Below are 23,903 nucleotides of genomic sequence, written 5' to 3'. Positions count from 1 at the left end.
AAGCTATTGATTAATCGAAGACTGGAAATTATGCGGACATTGGATTCAAGGACCAAATTTACGGCCCGCCAGCTGGCAGAACGATTCGGAGTATCGCTAAGGACGATCCAACGCGATCTGGATTATCTGCAGCAGATGGGGGTTCCTCTGTATTCAGAGGTAGGCATACACGGGGGGTACCGGGTGCTGCCGAACCGGATTTTGCCACCCCTTCAATTAACACAGCACGAGGCGTTGGGATTGTTCCTGATGATTGAATATTTGGAGCATATTCCGGACTTTCCCTATGGAATCATCCGGGCTCAACTGGCAGATCAGTATTATTCCGGATTGCCGGATGATGTGCGGGATCTGATTAGGCGTTCGAAGCAGCATCTTGCCGTTCTTCAGCACTCTTCGATACGCCCAGCGCCGTTAACGACCCAGGTGTTAGGTGCAGCCATGGAGAAGAGAGAGATTACATTTGCTTATCATTCCCGCAGCGGCAAGAAGAATGTGCAGGTCTATCCGCTCGGGATTTATTATGAACAAGGGTATTGGTATATGCCCGCCAGCAAGCAGGGTGAGATTCGCCTGTATCGGGTTGATCGGATGGAGCAGCTGGAGGAAGGGCCTCACCGAATAGAGGATTCACTTCCGACGCTCGCAGCATGGATGAAGGCCGGGGAGACCAGGGATAGCACCGAAGTCATATTACATTTTACGGATATGGGCGTAAGGCTAGCGGAGTCGGACCGGTTATTCGCATCAGTTCTGGACAGGGAATGGCGCGGCTATATTCCTGTGGAAGAGTTCCCGTTCACGGCGCAGAAGCTGCTTGCATACGGACCGGAAGTAAAGGTGGTCTCTCCAAGGGAATTGCAGGAATCCGTCAGAGAGTTACTAGAGAAGACTATAAGTCAGTATTCATAAAATACTCAATATCCATTTTCTCGGGGTGTTGACAGTGATGCTGATGCGATCATTCCTGTCGGGATCAGTGGTCAAAAAGCGCATGAGCGGATCGCAGACGACATGAATTAAAGATAGCTGGTTGACACGAAAGTAATTAGGTACCATACTATATCTATGAACAACAATAGAAAAATAAATGACATGGAGGCTATTCCCTCCCTTGTACAATCTCAGCGTCAGATTGATCGCTATAACCTAGACATAGACGCACAGGCTATACTCGTCGCATCTAGGCTAATGGCAGCGGGAGCCCAGCTTGGTCAGGCCTCGGAGATTCATTTCTCCAGATTCGGCTTATCAACAGGTCGATATCGTGTATTGGCAGATCTCGAGGATTACGAAGGAGAAGAGCTGCCTTCGCAATTAGCAGAGCATCTAGGCGTTACACGTGCTACAGTGACTGGTCTGATCGACATTCTTGAACGAGATGGCCTAGTATCTAGGCGGTTAAGCTCAAAGGATGGCCGCCAGAGATCGGTTATTTTGACGGAAGAAGGAGCGAAGAAGCTACGTGAAATGGCTCCTGAGCATTTCGCTTGGCTGGAGGCCACGGTGGGCTTACTCAGTATAGACGAGCGCACCGTATTCCTCGACTTGCTAGGCCGGGTTACACAAGGCATCTCTGCACTTACGGACGAACCAGGCTCGAAACCAAAGTGAAACATCAGTATTGAGTAGAATGGGCTAGTCATGCTAGCCTATTTTTACTCCTATATAGTTAGGCTCCTAATTATATCTCGCTGAAAGCACTCAAATGGATTGATCTCGAAGAAAGAAGGGGCAACGAAATGAACCAGATGAAATACCCGAATCCAACAGATGATGCTTACGGTATCAAGACTGTGGGTTCCAGGAAAAAGCCCTTTGCACTATGGCGTGAAGTTGTAATGGCCTATGCTGCTCCTGCCATCATGGCAGGTATTGGGGGATTGGTTACTGCTGATAGGGGGCTTCAAATCGGAGCATTAACCACAATCGGCGGTGCATCGGCCTTGATGGCCTTGATAATTGGCCTTTTGTTGCGCAGCCGAGTGGGCCATATGCGATGGGTCACAGGTGCACCTCGCTTGGTTGTGGTAGGAGGGTTAGCAATAGCCGGGTCCTTGTTTGGCCTATGCGCGGCATGGGTGACATCTGGTGTACTAGAACTTATGATACCGGGCCATCACATGGCCTGGGTCGATCGCGCCTGGATCGATTTCCCGTTGTCTGGATTCATAGCCAGCACGATAGTGACATGGCGGTGGCGTCTCGCCGTCACAAATAATTTTTTATCCAAAAGGGGAAGAAAAAAATGATAGTTATTATGGGAGCAACAGGTACGATAGGCAGTGCGCTGGTGGAACGTTTGGCTGATCTTGGCGTGCCCGCCAGGGCTCTGAGCAGAGAGCCAGAGAAGTTGCGTAAGCAGATCGGAGAAAAGGGGTCGTGGGCTATCGAGGTCGTATGGGCAGATGCTGCTGACCCCGAATCGCTGCGCTGCGCCTTTACAGGTGCCAGCCAGCTCTTCCTCGCTATGTCCAACAGTCCAAGACAAATCGAATTGGAAACTTCAATCATTCAGATTGCAGGCGAATCTGGAATCGAGCACATCGTGAAAATATCCAGCCCTGCCTTTGAGCAGAGCTCCCCAGTAGCAGTGGCGGGCTGGCATCAAGAAATTGAGAAAGTGCTAAGGGAATCAGGTCTTACCTCCACCGTGTTGCGCCCATATGCATTCATGCAAAATCTAATGCGCTTTGCACCAACGATTACAACTCAAAATGTTTTCTTCGGCTCCATGGGCAATTCTCCGTGTAACTTCATTGACTGCCGTGATATCGCAGATGTTGCCGCAGAAGCTCTAACTAACCCTGAGGTCTCAGGCCAAATATATACGCTTACGGGTGCAGAGCTTTTCAGCTATCCACAGATCGCGGAACGACTATCCGCCTTGCTCAATCGGCCAATAAGTTACATCAATATGGAACCCGAAGAACTACTCCGTAATCTTATTGAACACGGGAATATGCCTCCATGGCTTGCGAACCATGTTGTGGAGATTCAATCCATGTCCAGGGTGGTTCCAGAAAGTCCAAATGACACTGTGAGTCGCCTGCTCGGCAGAGAGCCGCGTAAGCTGGAAGCCTTTCTGCAGGAGTGTGTAAACAATTTCCGGTAGAGGTACCTTAGTTTAAGGAACATTCCGGTGAACCGTATCATAAGTAGGGGCAAGTTTTTCGGAAAATCCCGCAGCAGGCTTGGAACGGAGCCTTGAAGGACATGGGTTGAGGCGGGGTCACGCGTAGCAGCGAAGATGGAGCAAACGGACTTTTGCGAGCTTTTTGGAATTACAAAATAATGGAGGATTTTAAATAAAGTACTTTTACGGAGTATTATCTTTTTTGGGTTCATATACACTTGGAGAAAAACATTCTAAAATAACATCAAAGGTGGGAACGGAAACATGGTTAAACGAATCCGTTTAAAATGTTCGGTATTTCTTTAACGTCAGGAGGTGAATATAATGGACAGCCAATTAGTTGATCCCTACGAGTTACAGTTACGCAAAGCGCTTGACAAAGTACTCCCGGATGCCTATGAAAGTCTAAAAACCCTCGACCAGATGCCAATTGAAATTGGAATGAAAGTGCTTGGGGTTCTTGTTAATTATGCTTGCGAGAGTCAGAACATAACTGTAATTACTTTAGCAAGAGATGCTATTAAGAAAATACCACTCAAGTGGTTGACACAATACTATCCTGAAGTTGTTAATAGAAGTATTGATTGGGCGGACGAATGGCAATACATTAGATTACTAGAAGTGACACGAGAGGTAGCTCCAGAATTATTAAAAGTATTTATTGATCGAGGATTATTCTCAGAAAATGATGAAATTCATGAAACAGCAGAGTATTTTAGGAGCAAGCAGAACTGAAGCTGAATGCATAATTGCAAAGGCTGCCGATTTACTTCGGTGGCCTTCAGTACATATTATAAGTAGGGGCAAGTTTTTTAACCTGTGTAAAGTCGCTTTAAGCCATTGATTGCCTATTCCCTAAATCTATCCAATGCTATGATTTTACATATCAGATGCGCACCTGATGGCAGTGAGTTGTGAATCAAGTTAAGGAGATGAGAAGATGAGTAAAGATGATTTTTTGCGGTCCATGCTATCCGATAAGGTCAATATGACCCCAAATGGGTTCGTGGCCGATCAATTAAGCCCCGAACAATTCAAGGATTGTCACGAGCTGATATTTGACAGTCTATTTGAAATTCATACGTCTGACATATCGGGAATAGGGGGCTACGGACGGTTCAACGAGGATGGCACACCTGAATATGAGAGTTGCAGAGATTTTCTGATCGACACGTTTGCTGAGCACAAAGAAGGGTATTGGTATAATTGGAGGGACATGTTCGGAACGACGGTTTTGCAACGGGATTTCTTTGAACAGTACTACAAAGAGATGGAGGCGCGAATTCCTTATTGCGAGGGCAGACGTTATTTAGTAAATAACTTTACGTTTTTCATCAACATGATTACGGATGGGAAAACCACGGTGGGGTTTCCCGACTGGAGCTACTCTGGCATTGGAGACTGCCTGATCGATTTTGCAATCATGGACTTAAACAAGCCTTATCTGCGAATACCGGAGCTTCTCATGGAGTACTGCAAGAATCGGAAAATCATCATTCCCGACTTCAAGGAAAGGTTCTTATGTATGGCGTATTATAAAGGGATAGATGGATTGCGCTGGCACGCATCGATCGACGATACAGAATCGTGTACAAGTATGATGAAATCTATCAGCGAACTAAAAGATCGAATTTACGCTTTGTAGACGGTGATAACATGAAATATGAGAATGGCAGTGACATCCTTCCAGAGGAACTATTGAGAGAAGTTCAAAAGTACGCCTCAGGTAAACTTATTTACATCCCCGCTGGAGAGGAAAAGAAAGCTTGGGGTGCAGCCTCCGGTTACCGGGAGCAGTTGCAGAGAAGAAATCGTATGATTCGCAACAAGTACGCCCATGGACGTACCGTGTCGGAGCTTGCTGACGAATACTTCTTATCTTTGGATTCAATTAAAAAAATCCTTTACTCGAAGAAACAGACTGACTACGCAGCATATGCCCCGACTATTGAGTCAGCTGTGGAATATGCGAATGGCGGGATACTTGAAGAGTGGATGTACTGCTATTGGCAGCTTTCTAAAAACGCATCTGTCCATACAGAAAATGCCGTTGTAGACCAAATCTATTTTGGGGTCGTAAAGTTTCCATTGCGTCTTATTCAAAGGGATGAATTCGATATCAGTAACTCCCATGTGAATGTAACCGAAGATCATTCCGCTCTACCGCCTCTTATCATTGAGTATCATCAAGGGAAGTTTTACTGTACCGAACAGAAGGAGATATTGGCTGGACTAATCCAACGCAAGGTTAATTCGTACCCGACCATTATCGTGTTGCGGGAGGTTACCGATTATAAGAGGTTTACGAATCATTTTGGAACTGTATTATTTTTTGTCAAATAAAGCATGAAATGGGTCATCCCGCCAAGGACTGAAGGAATTACTATAAAGAATCATTATGAATCAAGCCTATCTATTCATAGTATAAACAACAGTGGCGGCCTTCCAGGCCGCCCTTTGTTTTCGCCGATAGACCCTTTAAGCGAAAGGGATCAGGGCTGCATAACCTTCACCATCTGCGCCTCGAATTCGGCGTAAGTAATTTTACCCAAAGCCAAATCCATGCTATGAAGGTAGATCTGTTCTGTTTTCGAATAGTCGCGCTCCACTTTCAGCGATTGCTCCTCTCCCCGGAGGGGCTCCAAGACATGACACTTGTTCGAAAAAGCTTCGAAATAGCGGTAGCCGAATTTGCGCTGCGATACCGCGTTTATATGAATTCCATCAGGATTCGCGGTTAACTCTGCCGCTGTTACAAAATAACAATTTGGCTGTTCGTTAGCGAAGCGCTGCAATTGTTCATTGATCTGTCTATACTCTGTTGCTTGCTGTCCAAAACCAGTCTTCCCAAGGAAATCACCAAGTCCGCCAATGATCAACGGCACCTCATCAAGCTTCAATTCGTTTCTTAGGGTCTCGATGATCAGGGTTAATTTCTCGTAATAAGTTTCATGCAGCGAATGATAACTGTCGCTCTCACCCTGGTGCCAAAGAATTCCGGAGATTTGACTGGACCGCAAGGCGAAGCGGGCTTCGGACAAAGCATGCTGAAAAAGGATGCCCTCCGGATGCCAATCATTCAAAGAACTGCCGCCTTCTGCACAAGGAATCAAACCAATTTCTTCATTAGGATTGGCGTTCGACCAGGCATCGGCGAAAGACGCCGCCAGGCTTACACCGGAGACCGGACGGTCATAATTAATCGGCTCTGTCATCATCTGCCACTGTCCATTCCGCAGCATTTTGATTTTTTCATTATATATAGGGTCGACTTCATGCAAGAATCCACGGCCTGCCATATTAGATTGACCTAACATTAAAAATGATTTTATCATTTAATCCTCATTCCTTTACCTAACTATTATAGACTAATTGGATCATTGCTGTGGAATTAAGGAAATCTATTTTGAGAATGTGGTTAGAAGAAATCAGAATGATTATAATGAGCAAGAAGGGCAGCTGCTAATCGGAGGATATGGCGGCATTTATCACTATAAAGAAACGAATCCGTGGAATTCATTAAATGTTCTAAAATCAATCATAAGGATGACCTTCAGATGAAAATATTATTAGTTGAAGATGATAAGACGATCGCGTCGGGACTGGAATATTCACTGCAGCAAGAGGGTTATTGGACTGTTCTCTGCCATAATGCCGCTTCAGCCCGAAAGATGCTCGCCGAAGACATCGATCAGTTCACTTTGTGCCTGTTCGATTTACAGCTTCCAGACGGAACTGGCTATGAATTATGCAAGATGGTGAAGGAACGGCGGGATATTCCGGTCATTTTCTTAACGGTGATTGATGATGAGGTCAATGTCGTGATGGGGCTCGATATGGGAGCCGATGATTACATTACCAAACCATTTCGGGTTCGCGAGCTTCTCTCCAGGATCAAATCCGTCTTGCGGAGATACCAGAAGCTGTCCCACGCCGGAGCGGTCATCGACATTGACAATGTGCGCATCCATACACTGGAAGGCAAAGTATATAAAAACGGTGCCGAAATTTCGCTAACCGCCCTGGAATACCGCTTATTGCTGATCTTTGGCAACCATGTTGGACAGGTCCTCACCAGGAATCAGCTCTTGGAGCAAATCTGGGACGTGGCGGGCGACTTCGTGAATGACAACACGTTAACGGTCTATATCAAAAGGCTAAGGGAAAAGCTGGAGGATAATCCGGAGCAGCCGGCTCTGATCAAAACGGTACGCGGTTTAGGCTATAAGGTTGGTGATTAGATGCTGCGCAATCGGGAAAATCTATTGTTATTGCTCGTCATGGGCTCAATCAGCTTATCGGCGATCGTCATTGCTGCTTTCATTTCGTCTGCCGCCGCAGCCCTGGTTATTATTGTATCCGTGCTGCTTACCGGCACCGCTGTATTATTCACAAAACGGAGATATTACGAGCTAGAGAAGCTGTCCGTCTATTTGCGGGAGATTAGCAGCGGCCAGGCCTCCCTTGACCCTCGCGATAATCAAGAAGGGGAGCTTAGCATCTTAAAGAATGATATTTACAAGGTGACACGCATGCTCTCCGAGCATCGTTCGTTATTGCAGCAGGATAAGCTTCAACTGACCGATGCCATCTCCGATATTTCACATCAACTCAAAACACCGATCACCTCTATGACAGTCATGGCAGATCTGTTAAGTGCCCCTGATCTGCCTCCACTCAAAAGAACGGAGTTCACCCATCATATCCGCATTCAGCTTGAACGGATCGATTGGCTGGTTTCATCCTTATTAAAGCTAGCGAAAATGGATGCGGGAACGATCCCGTTCAAAAAAGATCGAATACACATGAAAACCCTAATCCAAAAGGCACTGGAGCCGGTTATGATTCCGATGGATATTAAGGGCCAGACCGTCTCCATCACAGGGGATGACAACGTCTCTTTTGACGGCGATTTCCATTGGACTGCTGAAGCGGTTATCAATATTTTGAAGAATGGAGTGGAGCATACCCCTGAGGGCGGTGCGATTACCATCACATTTTCCGACAACATGCTATTTACGGAAATCGTTATTGCTGACAACGGAGTGGGCATACCGAAAGAGGATTTGCCTTATATATTCAAACGTTTTTATAAAGGAAAGAATGCTAATGAAGGAAGCATCGGTATAGGGCTTGCGATGGCTCACAGCATCATTGCAAGCCAGAACGGCGTGATTGATGTAACGAGCGACAGCGGGACCGGTACAGAGTTTCGGATCAAATTTTATAAGCATGTCATTTAACAGCACTCCGTAAGTGACTGAATTGTCACCTCCATCGTCACTGTAAAGTCATTTTGGACAGGTAAAATGATATTCATCAGATGAACGATGGAGGTACAACCATGCAAATGAAGCAGCAGCGCAAGATTACTTTTTTTATCACGATAGGTTACACCCTGATTATTCTTTATTTTATGCTTTTTGCTTTCGGCAGAGCGGATACGGTAGATCAAACCAGTCAGTACACCTTTATTTTTTTGCCGGACGGTTTTTTTAGGGTGCCGGGTCTTTCCGATCTTCTACATCCGACACTGATGGACTTGGTAGGTATTGGAAACTTTGCAGCCTTCATACCTTTTGGCATACTGTTTCCGCTGTTATACCGCACCAGCTTTGTTCGCTTCATGGCAGGGTTTATCCTGTCCATTCTTGTGCTGGAGACCATCCAGGCCCTAACATTCCTCGGCAGCTTTGACATGAACGACGTCATAACGAACTCAGTGGGCGCTGCTATTGGATTCGGGGGCTACAAGATTGGCTTCCGTACAAAAAACTACTGGAGAAATATCACTGCTACGGGAATTGCCAGTGCTGTCTTAATGCTCGGCGTGTGGGGGGTCTTCGGAGTAGTTGATCAAGTGTTCACCAAAGAGTTGGCCCCTTTTGTAGCGATAAACGAATGGAAAGATAGTACTGGAAATCGATTAACGGGAACCAAACAGGACCGTCTTAAGATTGGCGGTAAAGACGTGACACCTAAGTATAATGTGTATGGCACCGAAGGTAACAAGAAGGAAACATATACGTATTCGCTAGACAATAAGGGAGAACTGTATCTTAGCTTGAATTATGGAATTCCTGATCATAAGGATGTTCAGGGCAGCCTAAAGGTTACCGTTGACGGGCAGGAGCTCCTGTCTGTATCTGCAGAAGATCAGTCCCATGAGCCGGATAATAGGATCCTTCATCTCACCGGGGCTAATGAGCTTAAGATAACCATTGAGGGGAATGAAACCCTGTGGGATGTTGGATATAGAGAGATGGTGTATACCTGGAATTGAGCATCTGGGGAAGGAGGGATGGGAATGGAGATATTAACCATTGAAAATTTGTCCAAAATATACGGCACAGGCGAATCGGCGGTAAAGGCGCTTGATGATGTTTCCTTTTCGGTCCAAAAAGGTGAATTCGTCGCAATTATCGGACCTTCCGGATCGGGGAAATCGACACTCCTTCATATGCTGGGCGGTGTGGATCGACCGACTGGCGGGAAAGTGTATGTTCAGGATACGGATATGTATACCTTGGACGAAACACAGCTGGCCATCTTCAGACGCAGGCAAATCGGGCTGATCTACCAGTTTTTCAATCTGATTCCCGTCCTGACGGTGGAAGAGAATATTACGCTGCCGCTCTTGCTGGATCAACAAAAGGTAGATCAAAAGCAATTGGCTGATCTTGTGAATACGCTGAATTTGCAGCATCGGTTAAACCATCTGCCGAATCAGCTATCCGGTGGACAGCAGCAGCGTGTCTCGATTGGCAGGGCGATCATCGGCAATCCTGCGATCATGCTGGCCGACGAACCCACCGGGAATCTGGACAGCAGGAATAGCAGCGAGATCATCGTTTTATTGAAAATGCTGAATAAGACGTATCATCAGACACTGATCGTAATCACGCATGACGAACGGATTGCCCTGCAAGCCGACCGAATCATTTCGATTGAAGATGGGAGGATTGCCAAAAACGAGGTGATCAGGCGATGAATATTGTCAACACATTAACCATCCGGCATCTGAAGCAGAACAAGAGACGAACACTTGTGACTATTTTTGGCGTAATTATTTCGGTATCCATGATGACCGCTGTCATTACGCTTATTTTTTCCTTTGCAGATTTAATGATCAGACAAACGATCTCAGATACAGGGGAGTGGCATATTCAGTATCAGGATATAACCAAGAAACAGCTTGCAGCGATACAGGGCGATGATGCAACCAAAACGGTTGCCATCACAAGAGACCTTGGGTATGCCCCATTAGAAGGGGGACAAAATTCCAATAAGCCGTACTTGTTCATTAAGGAATATGATAAGCAAGGGTTCACACAATTTCAGATTGAAATAAGCAAGGGACGTCTTCCGCACACGGACAAGGAGATTGTGATCTCCGAGTCTGTTGCAACAAATGGCAAAGTGAAGTACGAAATCGGTGACCGTCTAACGCTTCGCGTCGGCGACCGATTCGAACAAGGGGGCGATCATCCCCTGGATCAGACGGCACCGCTGCGCAGGAAAGACGGCACATTGACCGAGACATTACAACATAGCGTAATTAAGGATTATACGGTGGTAGGTTTCATTAAACGTCCGGTGTCGGAAACGGCTTGGGCCCCGGCTTATACGATCATTAGCTATGTCGATGATCAAATCATCGGGGGAGAGGATCGGGTCGATGCGTCGGTGGTCTTGAAGCAGGTCAATCCGTTCTTGTTCGCACATGCGGAGAAGCTGGCTGAGACAAACCAAATTCACACTGTCCAATATAATAACGATTTGCTTCATTATTATGGCTTGTCCAGCAGCGGAGCCTCATCCAGCATGATGTTCTCATTATCGGCAATCCTTATGGGGACCATTATCATTGGCTCGGTTGGACTCATCTATAACGCCTTTGCGATATCCGTCTCGGAACGTTCCCGCTATTTAGGGATGCTCGCGAGCGTGGGGGCGACGAAAAGGCAGAAGCGAAATTCCGTATTCTTTGAAGGGATCATCATTGGTTTGATCAGCATTCCTATTGGCATCTTATGCGGTCTTGCCGGCATCGGAATCACCTTCTCGTTCATGAACACAATGATTGAAGGGGCATTATGGACCAGTGAAAAGCTGAGGCTGATCGTCACGCCGTTATTGCTCTTGATGACTTGTCTTGTTTCGATGCTGACGATTTTCGTTTCGGCGTATCTCCCGGCGGTTAAAGCCTCCAGGGTATCTCCCATGGACGCGATTCGCCAAACCACTGACGTAAAGCTTACGGGCAAAGCAGTGAAGACGCCCGAGATCATTCGTAAGCTCTTCGGAATCGAAGCCGAAATCGGGCTGAAAAACTTAAAAAGGAACAAACGAAGACATCATGTTATTCTTTTTTCGCTTGTCATCAGCATCGTTTTGTTTTTGACGATATCGTTTTTCACGGCTGGCCTGACACAATCTCTGGCATTGTCGCTGCAAGGCATCGATTACGATATTGAAGTGTCGCCCAGTAATGGCGAAAGACTAGATGAGCGGTTGATGCAATCGCTTGTATCTCTGGATGGCGTCACGGAATACAACGTGAGTCATGAAATAGTCAGGAACGCTTGGGTCGATGCAGCAAGCATCGCCGACGAATTGCAGGAGAAGGTTAAGCAGGATAGGAGTATGCTGCAAGACGGGAAATACCCTTACGAAATTAAGCTCTATGCACTGAATGATTCGAGCCTGCAAGCCTATGCCAGAGCGGCTCACGCAGATTACGAACAGCTTACGGATCTGGATCATCCCGCCGCAATCGTGATGGATACGATTCATTACAAAGATATAGATACGGGGAAATATATTCAGACGAAGTCCATATATGCGAATATCGGACAACCTATCGAGCTAACGAGTTTTTTTAAAGCGAGCGGGGAAGAAGCGAAGACAAATCAAGTGATAATTGCCGCATTGACGGATAAGGCACCGATGGGGATGAGCCCGTTAGGCGTAGGCGGGTTAAATATGATCGTGTCGGAACGCGTCATGAAGCGGCTGGCAGACGGCGAGGAGCTGGCTAACGCTCCGATGTACCTCCATTTGAAGAGCACGGAACCGGTGAAAACGCAGCAGGAAATTGAAGCGATGAACGAGACCCATCTGAATGTCTACAATGCATATCAATTCAGAATAAGAGAAGAACAACAGATTCTGCTGATGAACGTCTTTTCTTACGGATTTATCGTATTAATCTCTGTGATTTCCGTTGCGAACATCTTTAATACGATCTCAACAGGGCTGGCTCTTCGCAAACGGGAATTTGCGATGCTGAAATCCGTAGGCGCGACGCCAAAGGGGTTTGCCAAAATGCTGAACTATGAGAGTGTTTATTATGGGGTCAAGTCGCTCTTGTATGGGCTTCCTGTCAGTTTCGCCGTGATGGTTCTGATCTATAGAGCCTTTGCGAACAAATTCAGCTATGGGTTCACCCTGCCTTGGATGAGCATTCTGTCTGTCATTGTGTGTGTATTTGTCATTGTCAGCTCTGCGGTTGTTTATTCCGGAGCTAAAATAAAAAAGGAGAATATTATTGATGCATTAAAGCAAGAGAATATATGATTTACTTGGGATACAGCAACCATCTTTAAAATACCCTGCAATGCTTGCCTAAGTTTGCAGGACTATGCGTGAGGACAATGATCGTTATCATCGCGTTGGTGATGTTACTTGTTGTATATCTATACAACCGTTATAGCTACAAGAAAAGGGAGCTCCGGTTCCCCCCGGCGGGGAAGTTTGTCAGGGTCAATGGCCTTCCAGTTCATTATCTGGATGAAGGTGAAGGGAGGCCGATTGTTTTCTTGCATGGGGGTGGAGAAGCCGGTTCTGGTCGGCCATTCCTGGAGCGCACTATTGGTGTTGATGTATGCGTCCTTATATCCCAATCAAGTGGCAGGGGTGGTCACGGTGGCGGGCGGGATGTATAAGGAAGGGTATCCGGCTGAAAAGGGAGATCCCCTCTCCCGGTTGGTGATGATGCCTGTTGTGGGACATGGGATGATGAACATTTTGTTCCCCTTGGTGGGCAAAATCATGGTGCGGAGCATAATGAAGGCTACCTTTGCGCCGGAGCCCGTTCCGGCGGATTACGAGGACGAGGTCTATGCCTTATGTAGCTTTAAGCTTAACCGCGGACTACCTCATGCTGAGCTTAAGGTACTGCCCACAGCGGCGCATATGATTCCGCACCATCAGCCAGAAGAGGTAATGAAGGCCGTAGATACACTCATGGAGAAGTTGAAAAAAGCGAAGCTTACTGAGATTTATCCTACACCGTAACTATTGTAGAGAGCGATCATATGGCCATCCCGATTCCGCTCCATATATCCGTAACAAGCTGCAAACCATTGGCTTGTGCTTTTTGCCGCAGCTTAAGTGCAGTTCTTATTCTATGATCAATGGTGCTAAGTTTAAGCAGTTATTGAAGCAGGAGGTAAGGATCATTTATGACTGAATTATTAGCGCCGGCAGGGAATATGGAAGCTTTGAAGGCTGCGATATCTAATGGTTGTGATGCAGTATACTTAGGCATGCAAAAATTTGGTGCACGCGCCTACTCCTCTAATTTTGATGTAGAATCGTTACAAGAGGCTGTGACGTATGCGCATCTGAGGGACATTAAAATCTATGTTACGATGAATACCATCGTGTACGAAAACGAAGTTGAAGAGATGAAACAGCAGATCCGCAAATTAAATGAAATCGGTGTGGATGGCATTATCGTGCAGGACCTGACGGCTTTCAATTATATCGTTAACAACTTTCATGATATGGAAGCGCATTGTTCCACTCAGATGGGAATCGACGATGTAGACGGAACTTTATTATTTAAAGAGCTTGGTGCGAAAAGAGTGGTTCTGTCCCGTGAGGTTGAGATTGAAAAAGTCAAAGAGATCAAAAGGGTGGCTGACATTCCTTTAGAAATTTTCGTGCACGGTGCTTTATGTGTATCTTATTCGGGAAACTGTCTGATGTCAGGATTAACCGGGTACCGGTGCGCAAATCGCGGAAGATGTGTGGGTTCATGCCGTAAGGCTTACGAGCTCATCGATAAGACAACAGGCACCTCTTTAGGGACAAGCTATATTTTATCGACTAAGGACTTGAACACGATCGATTATACCCATGATTTACAAGAAATTGATTCTCTGAAAATAGAAGGCCGGATGAAAGTGCCTACGTATGTGGCTAATGTGGTATCCAAATACCGCATGGCCTTAGATCATAAAATCACCGCAGAAGATAAAGAACATCTGAAAAAAACCTTCAATAGAACCTTTACCAAAGGCTATTTGTTTCACGAAGACCGGAGAAATATTACAAACATCTCAAGACCTAATAACTTTGGTTATGAGATTGGAACCATCAGCAAGATGATTAAAGATACCTATGAAATAACACTTACCCGCCCTTTGAATCAGAACGATACCATCCGAATCAGTCACAACAATGAAGATGTTAATCTAATGGTTGCCAAGCTGTACGATAAAGCTGGCGAATTAATCAACAAAGCGGATGATGTCTGCTATATCAAAATCAAAGAAAAGATGTCTGTGGGAGATGTAGTCTATAAAACGAAGGATTATTTCTATAACAAAGAATTAGAAGCCTCACTGGAAAAAGAATTTAAGCGGTTCAACCTGGATATTAGAGTATATGCATATCCAGGTTCAAAGCTTGTCATAGAGGCGGAGGGCTTAGGCTGTAATTATTCCTATGAAAGCGAGGAAACACTAGGCGAAGCCATTAATAATCCAACAACCAAAGACCAGGTCATCAAGCAATTCTCCAGATTAAATGATACGATATTCGAGCTTAATCAGGTCGATTATGAGGAATGCAATGCGTTTATTCCAGCTAAACTGTTAAACGCCGCAAGAAGAGATATTGTACTGGGCTTATATGATTTGAAGCTTAACAGCCAGCAGAGAAGAACCAAGACTGCGAACGCAAAAGAGAAAATAAGCTTTGCCCCTGTAACGCCGTACCTTACGGCCACTGTAACGAATCAGGAACAGTATGATGCCTGCGTGAGCTGTGGAATTCAGGAGATCTATTTTGAGAATGTGGTTAGACGAAATCAGAATGATTATGAGGAAAAAGAAGGGCAGCTGCTGATCGGCGGATATGGCGGAATTTATCACTATAGAGATACCAATCCGTTTGTTACGGACTATTCTCTAAATGTTATTAATGCGACTAGCTGCTATGAATTATATAAATTAGGTGCCAAGCGGGTCACTTTATCGTATGAACTGAATAAGAGCCAAATTGAAGATTTAATGAATGCCTATGTTGAAGAAAATGACGGCTATCCCGCGCTGGAAATGATCGTATATGGCAAGACCCCTTTGATGTTCACCAAATATTGTCCGATGAGAAAGATGAATCAATGCAGAGTCTGCAGAACGAAGAGCTATGAGTTAAAAGATGAGCAAGGAACGTTCCCGATCCTGTCCCATGAGGATTGCACAGCGACTCTTCTTAACGGGAAGACGCTTAATCTGTTAGATGAGCTGCCGAACATCCAAGGAATCGAGGCGCTGAGATTAAACTTCACCGTTTCATATGGCCGCAGGCAAATTAAACGGCTCCATGAATCATGCTGTCTTTAATCAGGAAACAGACACAAGAGGGCATTATAATAAAGAGATTGTGTAGGTAGGTTGAAAGAAGGTCATTCGAAGAAAAGCTCGCAGTTGCTTACATTTACAGCATATCGACGATAGGAGCAGGGCAGTCCCACTCCGGTCGGAACGATGCGTAAACGGGCTTCTGCGGGTTTATTTGTACTGGCGATTATCTAGTATTTACTATGTCTTCTTTCGTAAGTTTCTGGTATAGGGTGAGTTTCTCTTCGGCTAGAGAAATCATGTAATCAATTTCTTGTCGCTTGGATTCCAGTTCCATCAGATGCTGCTCAAGGATTTCAATCCGCTTTTTTAAAGTAGGACTATAAGTAGAAGGTTTCTCCCCTTGTTGAATTTTATCCATGACACAGCCCTCACGAGTAAATTCCGTAATCTCCTCAAGCGATAAGCCCAATTTTTTTAGTTTATTTAGACATTGAATGTAGGAAACCTCGCTTTCTTGGTAGACACGTGCCCCTCCATTGTTACGCATGGGTTCATGTAGTACGCCGATTTTTTCATAATAACGAATGGTATACGGAGTTAGTCCTGTTTGTTCTGACACTTGACTGATGGTGAGCATCGGATTTCTGTTCCTCCTTTTTGAAAGCTGATATTGAAAGATATTATACAGCCTTTAGTTAGCTCAAAGCCAATGTGTACCTTCGCCCCAACCTTATACTGAATAAACTCTTGACTTCCAGTTGACTCTAACTTGTAAGTTAACGTTACTCATTCGAATGCAGGAACAAACACTAAAGGGGTGTAACAATGAACAACGAATATTTCACGATTCAGCAAGCATCGGAGGGTATCTGGGGGGCTATTTCGGTTCCCGGCAGCGGCTCTCTGGGGAATGCAGCCATTATTGATCTTGGGGATTTAACCGTGGTAGTGGATACAACCAACCTGCCGCACTCTGCTGCTTTGTTACGTCATACTGCCGAACAATTAACGAACAAACCGGTCAAATATGTAGTGAATACACATTTCCATGGAGATCATGTCAACGGCAATCAGGAATTTATGAGCAGCGAATTGATATCTACCGTGTGGACAAGAGATTTGCTTGCTGATATGGGTGAAGTGAATATTGATGTCATGCAACAAAATATTCGCAGGTTAATAACTAGTCTAGATCACATGCGTTCACAGGAAAGAGATCCTCATATGCTCACTGGAATCGGCTATGATCTTTCCGTGCAGCGTGCGCTGTATGATACGGTCCCTTCCCTGCGCAGGGTGATCCCCAAGATAACCTTTGATGATAAACTCGTGATTCGGGGAACAAAGCGAACCATCGAAGTGTTGTCTTATGGAGGCGGTCATTCTTTAAGTGATGCTGTGGTGTACGTTCCAGAGGAGCGGACTTTGATTACAGGTGATTTGGTATCGACTAAGACCATTCCGGTCATCCCCTACGGTAATCCGTACGCCTGGATACGCATCCTTAAACGCATGCAGCAAGATCTCAAGATCGACACTGTCGTTCCGGGACATGGAGATATATCTAATTCAGATCGTATCACAGATGTCATACACTTTTTGGAGAAAATGATCGCTTATGTTGCTGGAGCTGTAACAAGCGGGCAATCAGAGTCTTACTGGCTGGAGCAAGGTGTATTAAAAGGGTATGAGGATTGGCATCTGCCCCAGTATTTCAGATGGAACTTTCGCTGGCTCTTTAACAGTATGCTTGTTCAAAACAACAGATGAGACAGCCGGCAATCTTACAATAAGATTCTACCAAGTTGTAGAACATCAGGTTTGGTCCTGATCAACAAGGTTATTCTCTATTTATATAGTATATAAATGAATGAACACAGGGAGGATACTAGGATGAAGATGCCAAGCGACAGCGAACTGACATTAACATACAAGCGTTCTGGCTGAATCCAATGAAGGAAGCGGGAAATATCAATTTGCTTGGTCAAGGACAAGGAATCAATTTCGTCATTGTAATGCTTGTTGAACTCGCTGATCACCCGAAGTCGATTCCAGAGAATCCTTACCTCTTCTGATGACGTTGTCCATCCAGCTGATATTCTCGGTGAGACGCTCTCTGGAGGCTTCCTTGTGCATAATAATGCAAGCATCTTCAAACACTTTGTTTCCCCAGGCATGATCACTGTTATAGTGCGAGTTCACCACATATGCGGGAGAGCCGCCGTTGCTTACTTCCTTATAAGCCTCCCGCATTTCCCGTGCATGGAACAAATCGAAAAACGTGTCATACACCAGCCCTTCACCCTTGTTGATGAACCCGGCATTAGCCCAACTGATACCGCGATACGGCGAAATACCGGCAAAGACGCCAGCTGCGACTTCAAAAAATTTGACGCTGGGTTTTTGGATGATCCGCCAGTGAAGCTGCACTCCCTGCTGGTTGAATATTTTGAACGCCTGCAGAAGAAAAAAGTGATCGCTAGACAGGATGAGCGCCTTACCGCTATGTCTTTTCTCTCGATGTGTTACGGATTTCAGATGAGCGAGCTGATTCACCGGCAATATCAGTCCCATCTCATCACTGAGGAAGAGTTCTACAAGCACAGTGTCTCATTGTTTGTTAAAGGAATATTGTCTCAGTCATAAGCTTTGTGAGTACCATTTACTAAGGTTTCATGCTGTATATCAGTTACTTCAAAAAAATTTCAGGGTGAGTCAAAAACACTGACCGTAACTGTCAGTGTTTTTTTTGTATGCTTGTCGAGTGTTAGTCAATAATGGAATGGAGGAACAAAAATGTTTACGAAAATTGAAGACTTTACTGCGGAATGGACTAGCGAGGCGGAATTAACCGCTTCCGTACTGGATGCACTTACGGATGATTCTCTTGGACAGGAGGTTATCGAAGGCCGACGAACGCTGGGACAAATCTCCTGGCATCTGGTTCGATCGCTGCACTACATGACATCTTTGGGGCTCGCGTTCGAAGCTCCCTCCAGAGGCGAAGAAGCTCCGGATTCTGCTGCATTTATAGCTTCGGAGTATCGGCGGATCAGCAATAATCTGCTGAACGCGGTTCGAACGCAGTGGAATGACGAATCCTTGCGCGAGTCGGTCATGATTGAGAAGGAAGCCTGGCTGAACGGAAGCTCCCTTCGTTATACAATTATGCACCAAGTGCATCATCGCGGACAGATGACCGTTCTCATGCGCCAGGCCGGACTTCGAACGCCTAATGTTTACGGTCCGACTTACGATACTTGGGTCGAGAAAGGGATAGCGCCTCTGATCTAAGTTCCTTTACAATGAAATAAATGGTCTAGGGAGTGAAGAACGGTTTGTCAAAAGCGGATAATATGCTGTCCATACTATGGTTGCTTCGTTCGGGAAAGCGGGTGACGGCGCAGCAGCTTGCGGACGATTTGGAGATTCATGTTCGCACTGTATACCGGTGCATTGATTCATTGTGCGCGAGCGGAGCCCCTATTATTGCCGATGCCGGTCCGAACGGCGGTTACCGGCTTCTCGGTGAATTCGTTGATTCTCCGCTGCTCTTCGATTCCGAAGAGCAGAAGGCGCTCGTACATGCATCCGTCTTCGCACGGGAAGCGGGCTATCCGTTCACGGATGCGCTTTCCCGAGCGGTCGATAAGCTGAAGCGATACACGAATGAAGAGCAGCTTGAGCGGATTAATAGACATAGCAGCGGGCTTGCCGTCATCCAAACACCCACGGACGCGAGAGAAATTGAATTGCTCAGAGGGTTAGAGGAGGCCATAGCCCGGGGAGAGTCGCTGAACATGGACTATGCCAAAGGACCGGAGCTTACTCCAAGCCATCGAGTCCTCGACCCCTACGGCATCGTGCATTGGAAGGGACTATGGTACGTTGCAGGGTTTTGCCGGTTGCGGCAAGAGATCCGAAGCTTCCGGGTGGATCGCATTATCCGTTTGGAGGCGGCGGATACCCGCTTCGAACGTCCAGCTGCCTTTTCCGCGAGGGATTTCCTCTTGCATTCTTTACTTCCGGATTCGCTCGAAGCTGAGACGCTAGTCACCGTAAGGCTTCAGGGACACGAACATGCGCTTAACGAGCTATGCAAGCATTGGCTGTTCGGTCATGCGCTGATCGAACGCAGGCGGCCCGGCGAAGCTCTTTTTAAGCTGGGGGAACTGTCGCTAAAAACATATGTTCCGTACTTTCTTCTTCCGTATGGGAAGTCACTCAAGATACTTGAGCCGCAAATACTAATTGATCGAATGGCTGAGGTCAGCCTCGAAATGTTTAAACACTACGAAGCGATGCAAATAAAATCAGAGGATCAGAAGGGATGAAGAGTGGGTATGAGCAAATTTGCGATGTACGGAAAATTGACGGCCAGCCCCGGGAAACGGGATGAACTCGTTCTAATATTGCTGGAAGCTTCGCGTAGCTTGAAGGATATGGCGGGCTGTGAGCTCTATATTATCAATGAATCCGTAGATGATCCCGATACGATCTGGGTCACGGAGCTGTGGAGCGATGGAGAGGCTCATGCCGGCTCTCTCAAGAACGAAGAAGTGCTGGCCGTTATTCAACGCGCACGTCCTTTAATCGCAGGCGCAGAACAGGTTAGACTCCGTCCCGTTGGCGGGAAGGGGTTAGACGTATCGATGTTCAGGAATAACCAAACAGGCACAGCCAGTTAGTCCTAGTATTTGATAGGACCCGGGCGGGAGTGTGTTTCCTATTTCAGAAATAGCTCTAAGGCTTATCCTGAATCCACCAAGCGAAGCCATATTTGCGATCAAAGGTTAGGAGGTCCCCTCTTTTTTCTTAACCTACATGCGCCACAGCCCGAACCTCTACCCACTGTTCTGGAAATGCCAGGTAAGTCACCCCGATCATGCTCCCCGCGGGCCGATGCTCTCCGACATACTTTTTGAACAGTTCGATCGCGGTTTCCCCGTGCTCCTGCGCATTCGTCAGATACAGCTCCACGTAAGCCAGATTATCCTTTGTCGCTCCGAACTCTTGTAGCACGGTATCCAAATTCTTCAGCGTCTGCGTCATCTGTGCCTGAATATCGCCTGCTCCGACGAAGTTGCCCTCCGCATCATGGGAGAACTGTCCCGAGATATACAGCGTGTTGTCGACAAGGTACCTTAAGGAATTGGAGGCTGATGGGCTGGTGAAGCGCGTGGAGTATCCGCAGATTCCGCCCAAAGTGGAGTATTCGCTGACACCGAAAGGGCAGACCCTGCTACCTGTGTTGGAGCAGCTGTGCGAGTGGGGAGTACAGAATCGGTGAGGTTCCTACATTCACATTAGCGCCAAAATCATACCCATGGGCACGGGCTACCAGCTAGGGCTGGGGATTTCATAGACAACATAGGAGTTCCAATTTATAAAGTGTATGGAAAGGGTACCAGATTAATTAGTCCTGCCTCATTCACAATTCCTGTAATGCTAGGGCTCTTACAGCAGCTTGTTTTAATGCACCCATCAAGATCAAATACGGATGTGGGCCGTAGCTGATGCGAGCGACGCCTAATAATGCCAGCTTCTGGAGTGGGGGTGAGTCCGAGGAAATCATAACATTAACAGGGATTGAAGACTGCTGGCATAATTTCTCGATCAGCCTCTCGTTACACAAACCCGGCACAAAAATTCCGTGAGCTCCGGCCTCTGTATAGGCATGTACCCTTTGAAGGACAGCATCCAAGTGAGCCTCGTCATGCTCATCTGTTGGTGTCTCTAAGAAGACATCAGTTCGAGCATTAATAAAAAGGGGAATCGAAGTATGCTCAGCGGCTTCCCGCACAGCTGCGATACGCAAGGCTTGCTCATCTATGGCGTATAATCCCGGCTCATGGATCTTTTGATCTTCAAGATTGACTCCTACGGCTCCACACCCGATGATCTTTAGCACATTGTTCTTGATCATTTCGGGAGAAGATCCATAACCGCCTTCTATATCAATTGTAATGGGCAGATCTACGCTATTGCTTATCCGCTGAAGATTGGATAGAACGAGGTCGAAAGGAAGCTTCTCTCCATCCTCGTATCCATGTGCAGCAGCTACAGACCAGCTGCCGGTGGCAATGACTTGGCCCCCTGCTCCTTGAATAATTTGCGCGCTTCCTGCGTCCCAGGCATTGACAAGGACTAGCGGATTGCCGCTTCTGTGCAGATCGTGTAACTTCTGTGCCTGTTCAAGTTGATTTTTCATTTTTTTGACCCCCGATTTTCTCATGATTTAGCAGCCATTCTTTGCGTGCGACTCCGCCGCCATACCCGCCCAGTTCACCACTGACGTTAATTACACGATGACAGGGAATGACGATCGCCAGTTGATTGGCCCCATTCGCTTGTGCTACCGCACGATATGCGGTGGGCTTGCCAAGCGCCAGTGCGATATCAGCGTAAGAGCGGGTTTCGCCCGGTGGAATCTTCATTAACTGTTCCCACACGCTCTTCTGAAATGGAGATCCCATTAGATGGAGAGGCGTCTTAAATTCGGTTAACGTTCCTTCAAAAAACTGACTCAGTTCATTCTCAATTGACTGAATAGGGGTGGTCTCCCCAGGTATAATTGCCGCTTGTAGTCTTGTCCTTAACCGTTCGACCTCGCGTTCTAAACCCCGGCGATCTACGAATTCCAGGAGATATAGCTCATTGTCGTCCGCTATTGCCATCATAGGGCCGAGTTGCGTGTCCAGCCACGATGCTCTAAGAATAAGGCTATCATCTAACCGCGTAGGCGTTGCGCCCATAATGCGGGAGAAGGCGTCCCGGAATCCGCTGCTGGAATCATAGCCAGAAGCTAATTGTGTATCAATTAGCTTTCCCCCCGATCGGATGCTCTTCAAAGCCAATCCCATTCGACGGGACCTGGCATATTCAACGAATGTCATGCCAAAGCGCTTTTTAAATTGACGGCGGGCGGTCGATTCATCAATGGATAGTGCCTTGAAGTCTTGTCCCTTCCACCGCTTCTCCGGGTTTTGCTCAACGGCCTCGACAAGTAGCCGGACGATATCGGAGACTTGATTCGGATGGGACAAGGGCCGACAGCGCTGGCATGGGCGGAAGGAAGCTAGAAGTGCCTGCTGTGCTGTCTCGTAGAACTCGCAGTTATCGTACTTTGGTTTCCTGGCTGGACAAGTAGGCCGGCAAAATACGCCGGTGGAGGTGACCCCCACATAGAAGACGCCTTCATAGTCAGATTTTTTCTCGATAAGGGCTTTATAATACTCTAATTTGCGTTCCTCATTTTGAATCATGATTACACCTGCATGTTTTAGGATGAGTATAGTATACCTCTTGCTAACCACGTCCATAGCCGAAAATCAGGCACTTATTCTCTTTTCAAGAAAAATGCTGGGCGATATTAGTTAAATACTCTTCTTCATCCGTATTTTCTTTCATCTGAATGAGCATCTTTGCATCATCTCCGACGATGTACCGGAATTGACTTGTGCCGTCTGTGGCCGCTTGGTATATGGTTTCGGCAACCATTTCTGGAGGCGAGGCGTAGGCCGGTTGTTTTTCCATATCACCCAATTTAGCCCGAAACGCAGCAGTAAATAGCTTGTAGTCTGTTAACGCATCATCAAAAAAGAATTCCATCGATCTTCCACCAAAGTCCGTATGAATAGCACCGGGTTCAATCAACTTTACTTTGATATTTTGTGATGCTAATTCATAAGATACGGACTCAGAAAAACCCTCCACTGCAAACTTGGACGAATGATACAGAGACATCGTAGGAAAGGTAACTTTCCCACCCATAGAAGAGATGTTGATCAGCATCCCTTTTTGATTAGACCGGAAATGTGGCAGCATGGCTTTAGTCATACGGATCAGACCGAAAACATTCACTTCAAACTGTCTTCTAATCTGCTCCTCCGTAGCGGCTTCTATTAGACCCATTGTTCCATATCCGGCATTATTGAGAAGAACATCAATAGTACCGAACCGCTCAATCGCTTCCGCTAACGCAGTTTGAATAGTAGTTTCTTTTTCAACATCAAGCTTTAGCACTAACACATTATCCAGTGTAATAAACTCAGTTTCTTGTTCAGGTGAACGCATCGTGGCTACTACGTTCCATCCTCTTTCAGCAAAATGCTTTGCTGTAGCTCTCCCAATGCCTGATGAAGCACCCGTGATAAAAATTGTGTTCATAT

At 46.3% G+C, this 23,903-nt stretch carries 25 protein-coding genes and 1 pseudogene; 19 read left to right on the top strand and 7 right to left on the bottom strand.

The annotated features are described in order from the left end of the window. Positions 1-6 precede the first annotated feature (6 nt). The 7 genes from NST26_RS32925 to NST26_RS34145 all read left to right on the top strand — a co-directional run bounded on the left by NST26_RS32925 (position 7) and on the right by NST26_RS34145 (position 5,479). The gene (locus tag NST26_RS32925; RefSeq protein WP_339252568.1) at positions 7-912 is read left to right on the top strand and encodes a helix-turn-helix transcriptional regulator; all 906 of its coding nucleotides are present in this window, start codon (positions 7-9) and stop codon (positions 910-912) included. Positions 913-1,068: 156 nt separating this feature from the next. Next, the gene (locus tag NST26_RS32920; protein WP_339252566.1) at positions 1,069-1,614 is read left to right on the top strand and encodes a MarR family winged helix-turn-helix transcriptional regulator; all 546 of its coding nucleotides are present in this window, start codon (positions 1,069-1,071) and stop codon (positions 1,612-1,614) included. A gap of 128 nt (positions 1,615-1,742) precedes the next feature. Then, positions 1,743-2,252, top strand: coding sequence for a hypothetical protein (locus NST26_RS32915; protein WP_340980738.1), 510 nt, complete (start codon positions 1,743-1,745; stop codon positions 2,250-2,252). Then, positions 2,249-3,115, top strand: coding sequence for an SDR family oxidoreductase (locus NST26_RS32910; RefSeq protein ID WP_340980737.1), 867 nt, complete (start codon positions 2,249-2,251; stop codon positions 3,113-3,115). The genes NST26_RS32915 and NST26_RS32910 overlap by 4 nt, the downstream gene beginning before the upstream one ends. Before the next feature lie 345 nt (positions 3,116-3,460). Continuing rightward, a complete protein-coding gene (locus NST26_RS32905; protein ID WP_339252560.1) occupies positions 3,461-3,871 on the top strand; it encodes a hypothetical protein in 411 nt (136 codons plus the stop codon). Positions 3,872-4,076: 205 nt separating this feature from the next. Then, positions 4,077-4,781, top strand: a complete 705-nt coding sequence (locus tag NST26_RS32900) for a hypothetical protein (RefSeq protein ID WP_339252558.1) — start codon at positions 4,077-4,079, stop codon at positions 4,779-4,781. A gap of 11 nt (positions 4,782-4,792) precedes the next feature. After that, positions 4,793-5,479, top strand: coding sequence for a CD3324 family protein (locus tag NST26_RS34145; RefSeq protein ID WP_445165055.1), 687 nt, complete (start codon positions 4,793-4,795; stop codon positions 5,477-5,479). 149 nt (positions 5,480-5,628) lie between these two features. Here the strand turns inward: NST26_RS34145 and NST26_RS32890 are convergent, their stop codons facing one another. After that, positions 5,629-6,471, bottom strand: a complete 843-nt coding sequence (locus tag NST26_RS32890; RefSeq protein ID WP_339252556.1) for a sialate O-acetylesterase — start codon at positions 6,469-6,471, stop codon at positions 5,629-5,631. Positions 6,472-6,693: 222 nt separating this feature from the next. On the opposite strand from NST26_RS32890, the gene NST26_RS32885 reads away from it, so the two are divergent. The 7 genes from NST26_RS32885 (at position 6,694) to NST26_RS32855 (ending at position 15,771) form a co-directional block, all read left to right on the top strand. Further along, positions 6,694-7,377: a response regulator transcription factor gene (locus tag NST26_RS32885; protein WP_339252554.1), complete on the top strand. Its 684-nt coding sequence runs from the start codon at positions 6,694-6,696 to the stop codon at positions 7,375-7,377. Beyond that, positions 7,378-8,379, top strand: coding sequence for a sensor histidine kinase (locus NST26_RS32880; protein WP_339252552.1), 1,002 nt, complete (start codon positions 7,378-7,380; stop codon positions 8,377-8,379). Positions 8,380-8,480: 101 nt separating this feature from the next. Further along, positions 8,481-9,419 (top strand): VanZ family protein, encoded by a 939-nt coding sequence (locus NST26_RS32875; protein WP_339252550.1) that lies wholly within the window; start codon positions 8,481-8,483, stop codon positions 9,417-9,419. A gap of 24 nt (positions 9,420-9,443) precedes the next feature. Further along, a complete protein-coding gene (locus NST26_RS32870) occupies positions 9,444-10,127 on the top strand; it encodes an ABC transporter ATP-binding protein (RefSeq protein ID WP_036723022.1) in 684 nt (227 codons plus the stop codon). Then, positions 10,124-12,715 (top strand): FtsX-like permease family protein, encoded by a 2,592-nt coding sequence (locus NST26_RS32865; protein WP_340980735.1) that lies wholly within the window; start codon positions 10,124-10,126, stop codon positions 12,713-12,715. The genes NST26_RS32870 and NST26_RS32865 overlap by 4 nt, the downstream gene beginning before the upstream one ends. Positions 12,716-12,892: 177 nt before the next feature. Then, positions 12,893-13,435, top strand: coding sequence for an alpha/beta fold hydrolase (locus NST26_RS32860; protein WP_339252546.1), 543 nt, complete (start codon positions 12,893-12,895; stop codon positions 13,433-13,435). A 167-nt stretch (positions 13,436-13,602) separates the two neighbouring features. After that, positions 13,603-15,771 carry a U32 family peptidase gene (locus NST26_RS32855; protein ID WP_340980734.1) on the top strand — a complete coding sequence of 723 codons (2,169 nt, stop codon included), beginning with the start codon at positions 13,603-13,605 and terminating at the stop codon, positions 15,769-15,771. Between the two features lie 184 nt (positions 15,772-15,955). Here NST26_RS32855 and NST26_RS32850 read toward each other — a convergent pair whose 3' ends face one another. After that, positions 15,956-16,369, bottom strand: a complete 414-nt coding sequence (locus tag NST26_RS32850) for a MerR family transcriptional regulator (RefSeq protein WP_339252542.1) — start codon at positions 16,367-16,369, stop codon at positions 15,956-15,958. Positions 16,370-16,557: 188 nt separating this feature from the next. Here NST26_RS32850 and NST26_RS32845 point away from each other — a divergent pair, with 188 nt between their 5' ends. Next, entirely contained in the window at positions 16,558-17,502 is a 945-nt protein-coding gene (locus NST26_RS32845) for an MBL fold metallo-hydrolase (protein WP_339252540.1), read from the top strand. Positions 17,503-17,739: 237 nt separating this feature from the next. Here NST26_RS32845 and NST26_RS32840 read toward each other — a convergent pair whose 3' ends face one another. After that, positions 17,740-18,336, bottom strand: a complete 597-nt coding sequence (locus tag NST26_RS32840; RefSeq protein WP_339252538.1) for an MBL fold metallo-hydrolase — start codon at positions 18,334-18,336, stop codon at positions 17,740-17,742. Positions 18,337-18,528: 192 nt separating this feature from the next. Here NST26_RS32840 and NST26_RS32835 point away from each other — a divergent pair, with 192 nt between their 5' ends. Genes NST26_RS32835 through NST26_RS32825 form a run of 3 tightly spaced genes read left to right on the top strand, consistent with a single transcriptional unit; the run spans position 18,529 to position 20,420 of the window. Further along, the gene (locus tag NST26_RS32835; RefSeq protein WP_339252536.1) at positions 18,529-19,026 is read left to right on the top strand and encodes a DinB family protein; all 498 of its coding nucleotides are present in this window, start codon (positions 18,529-18,531) and stop codon (positions 19,024-19,026) included. Between the two features lie 44 nt (positions 19,027-19,070). Beyond that, entirely contained in the window at positions 19,071-20,066 is a 996-nt protein-coding gene (locus NST26_RS32830; protein WP_209869123.1) for a helix-turn-helix transcriptional regulator, read from the top strand. A gap of 9 nt (positions 20,067-20,075) precedes the next feature. Then, complete coding sequence (locus tag NST26_RS32825) at positions 20,076-20,420, top strand: putative quinol monooxygenase (RefSeq protein WP_339252533.1); 345 nt, start codon at positions 20,076-20,078, stop codon at positions 20,418-20,420. Between the two features lie 127 nt (positions 20,421-20,547). Here NST26_RS32825 and NST26_RS32820 read toward each other — a convergent pair whose 3' ends face one another. Next, positions 20,548-20,928, bottom strand: a complete 381-nt coding sequence (locus NST26_RS32820) for a RidA family protein (protein ID WP_339257670.1) — start codon at positions 20,926-20,928, stop codon at positions 20,548-20,550. Between NST26_RS32820 and NST26_RS32815 the strand changes: the two are divergent. After that, positions 20,852-21,022 (top strand): annotated as a pseudogene (locus NST26_RS32815) (winged helix-turn-helix transcriptional regulator); the annotation flags it as partial. The gene NST26_RS32820 and the pseudogene NST26_RS32815 overlap by 77 nt on opposite strands. Positions 21,023-21,163: 141 nt before the next feature. Here the strand turns inward: NST26_RS32815 and NST26_RS32810 are convergent. The 3 genes from NST26_RS32810 to NST26_RS32800 all read right to left on the bottom strand — a co-directional run bounded on the left by NST26_RS32810 (position 21,164) and on the right by NST26_RS32800 (position 23,901). Continuing rightward, positions 21,164-21,943: an isocitrate lyase/PEP mutase family protein gene (locus NST26_RS32810; protein WP_339252531.1), complete on the bottom strand. Its 780-nt coding sequence runs from the start codon at positions 21,941-21,943 to the stop codon at positions 21,164-21,166. Beyond that, a complete protein-coding gene (locus tag NST26_RS32805) occupies positions 21,927-22,997 on the bottom strand; it encodes a bifunctional transcriptional activator/DNA repair enzyme AdaA (RefSeq protein ID WP_209869115.1) in 1,071 nt (356 codons plus the stop codon). The genes NST26_RS32810 and NST26_RS32805 overlap by 17 nt, the downstream gene beginning before the upstream one ends. A gap of 85 nt (positions 22,998-23,082) precedes the next feature. Further along, positions 23,083-23,901, bottom strand: coding sequence for an SDR family oxidoreductase (locus tag NST26_RS32800; protein ID WP_339252528.1), 819 nt, complete (start codon positions 23,899-23,901; stop codon positions 23,083-23,085). Positions 23,902-23,903: the final 2 nt, after the last annotated feature.

The organism is Paenibacillus sp. FSL R7-0128, assembly GCF_038002245.1.
GTDB lineage: Bacteria > Bacillota > Bacilli > Paenibacillales > Paenibacillaceae > Paenibacillus_AQ > Paenibacillus_AQ silagei.
Note: the sequence above shows the minus strand (reverse complement) of the source record. Positions and strands in the feature narration are given on the sequence as shown.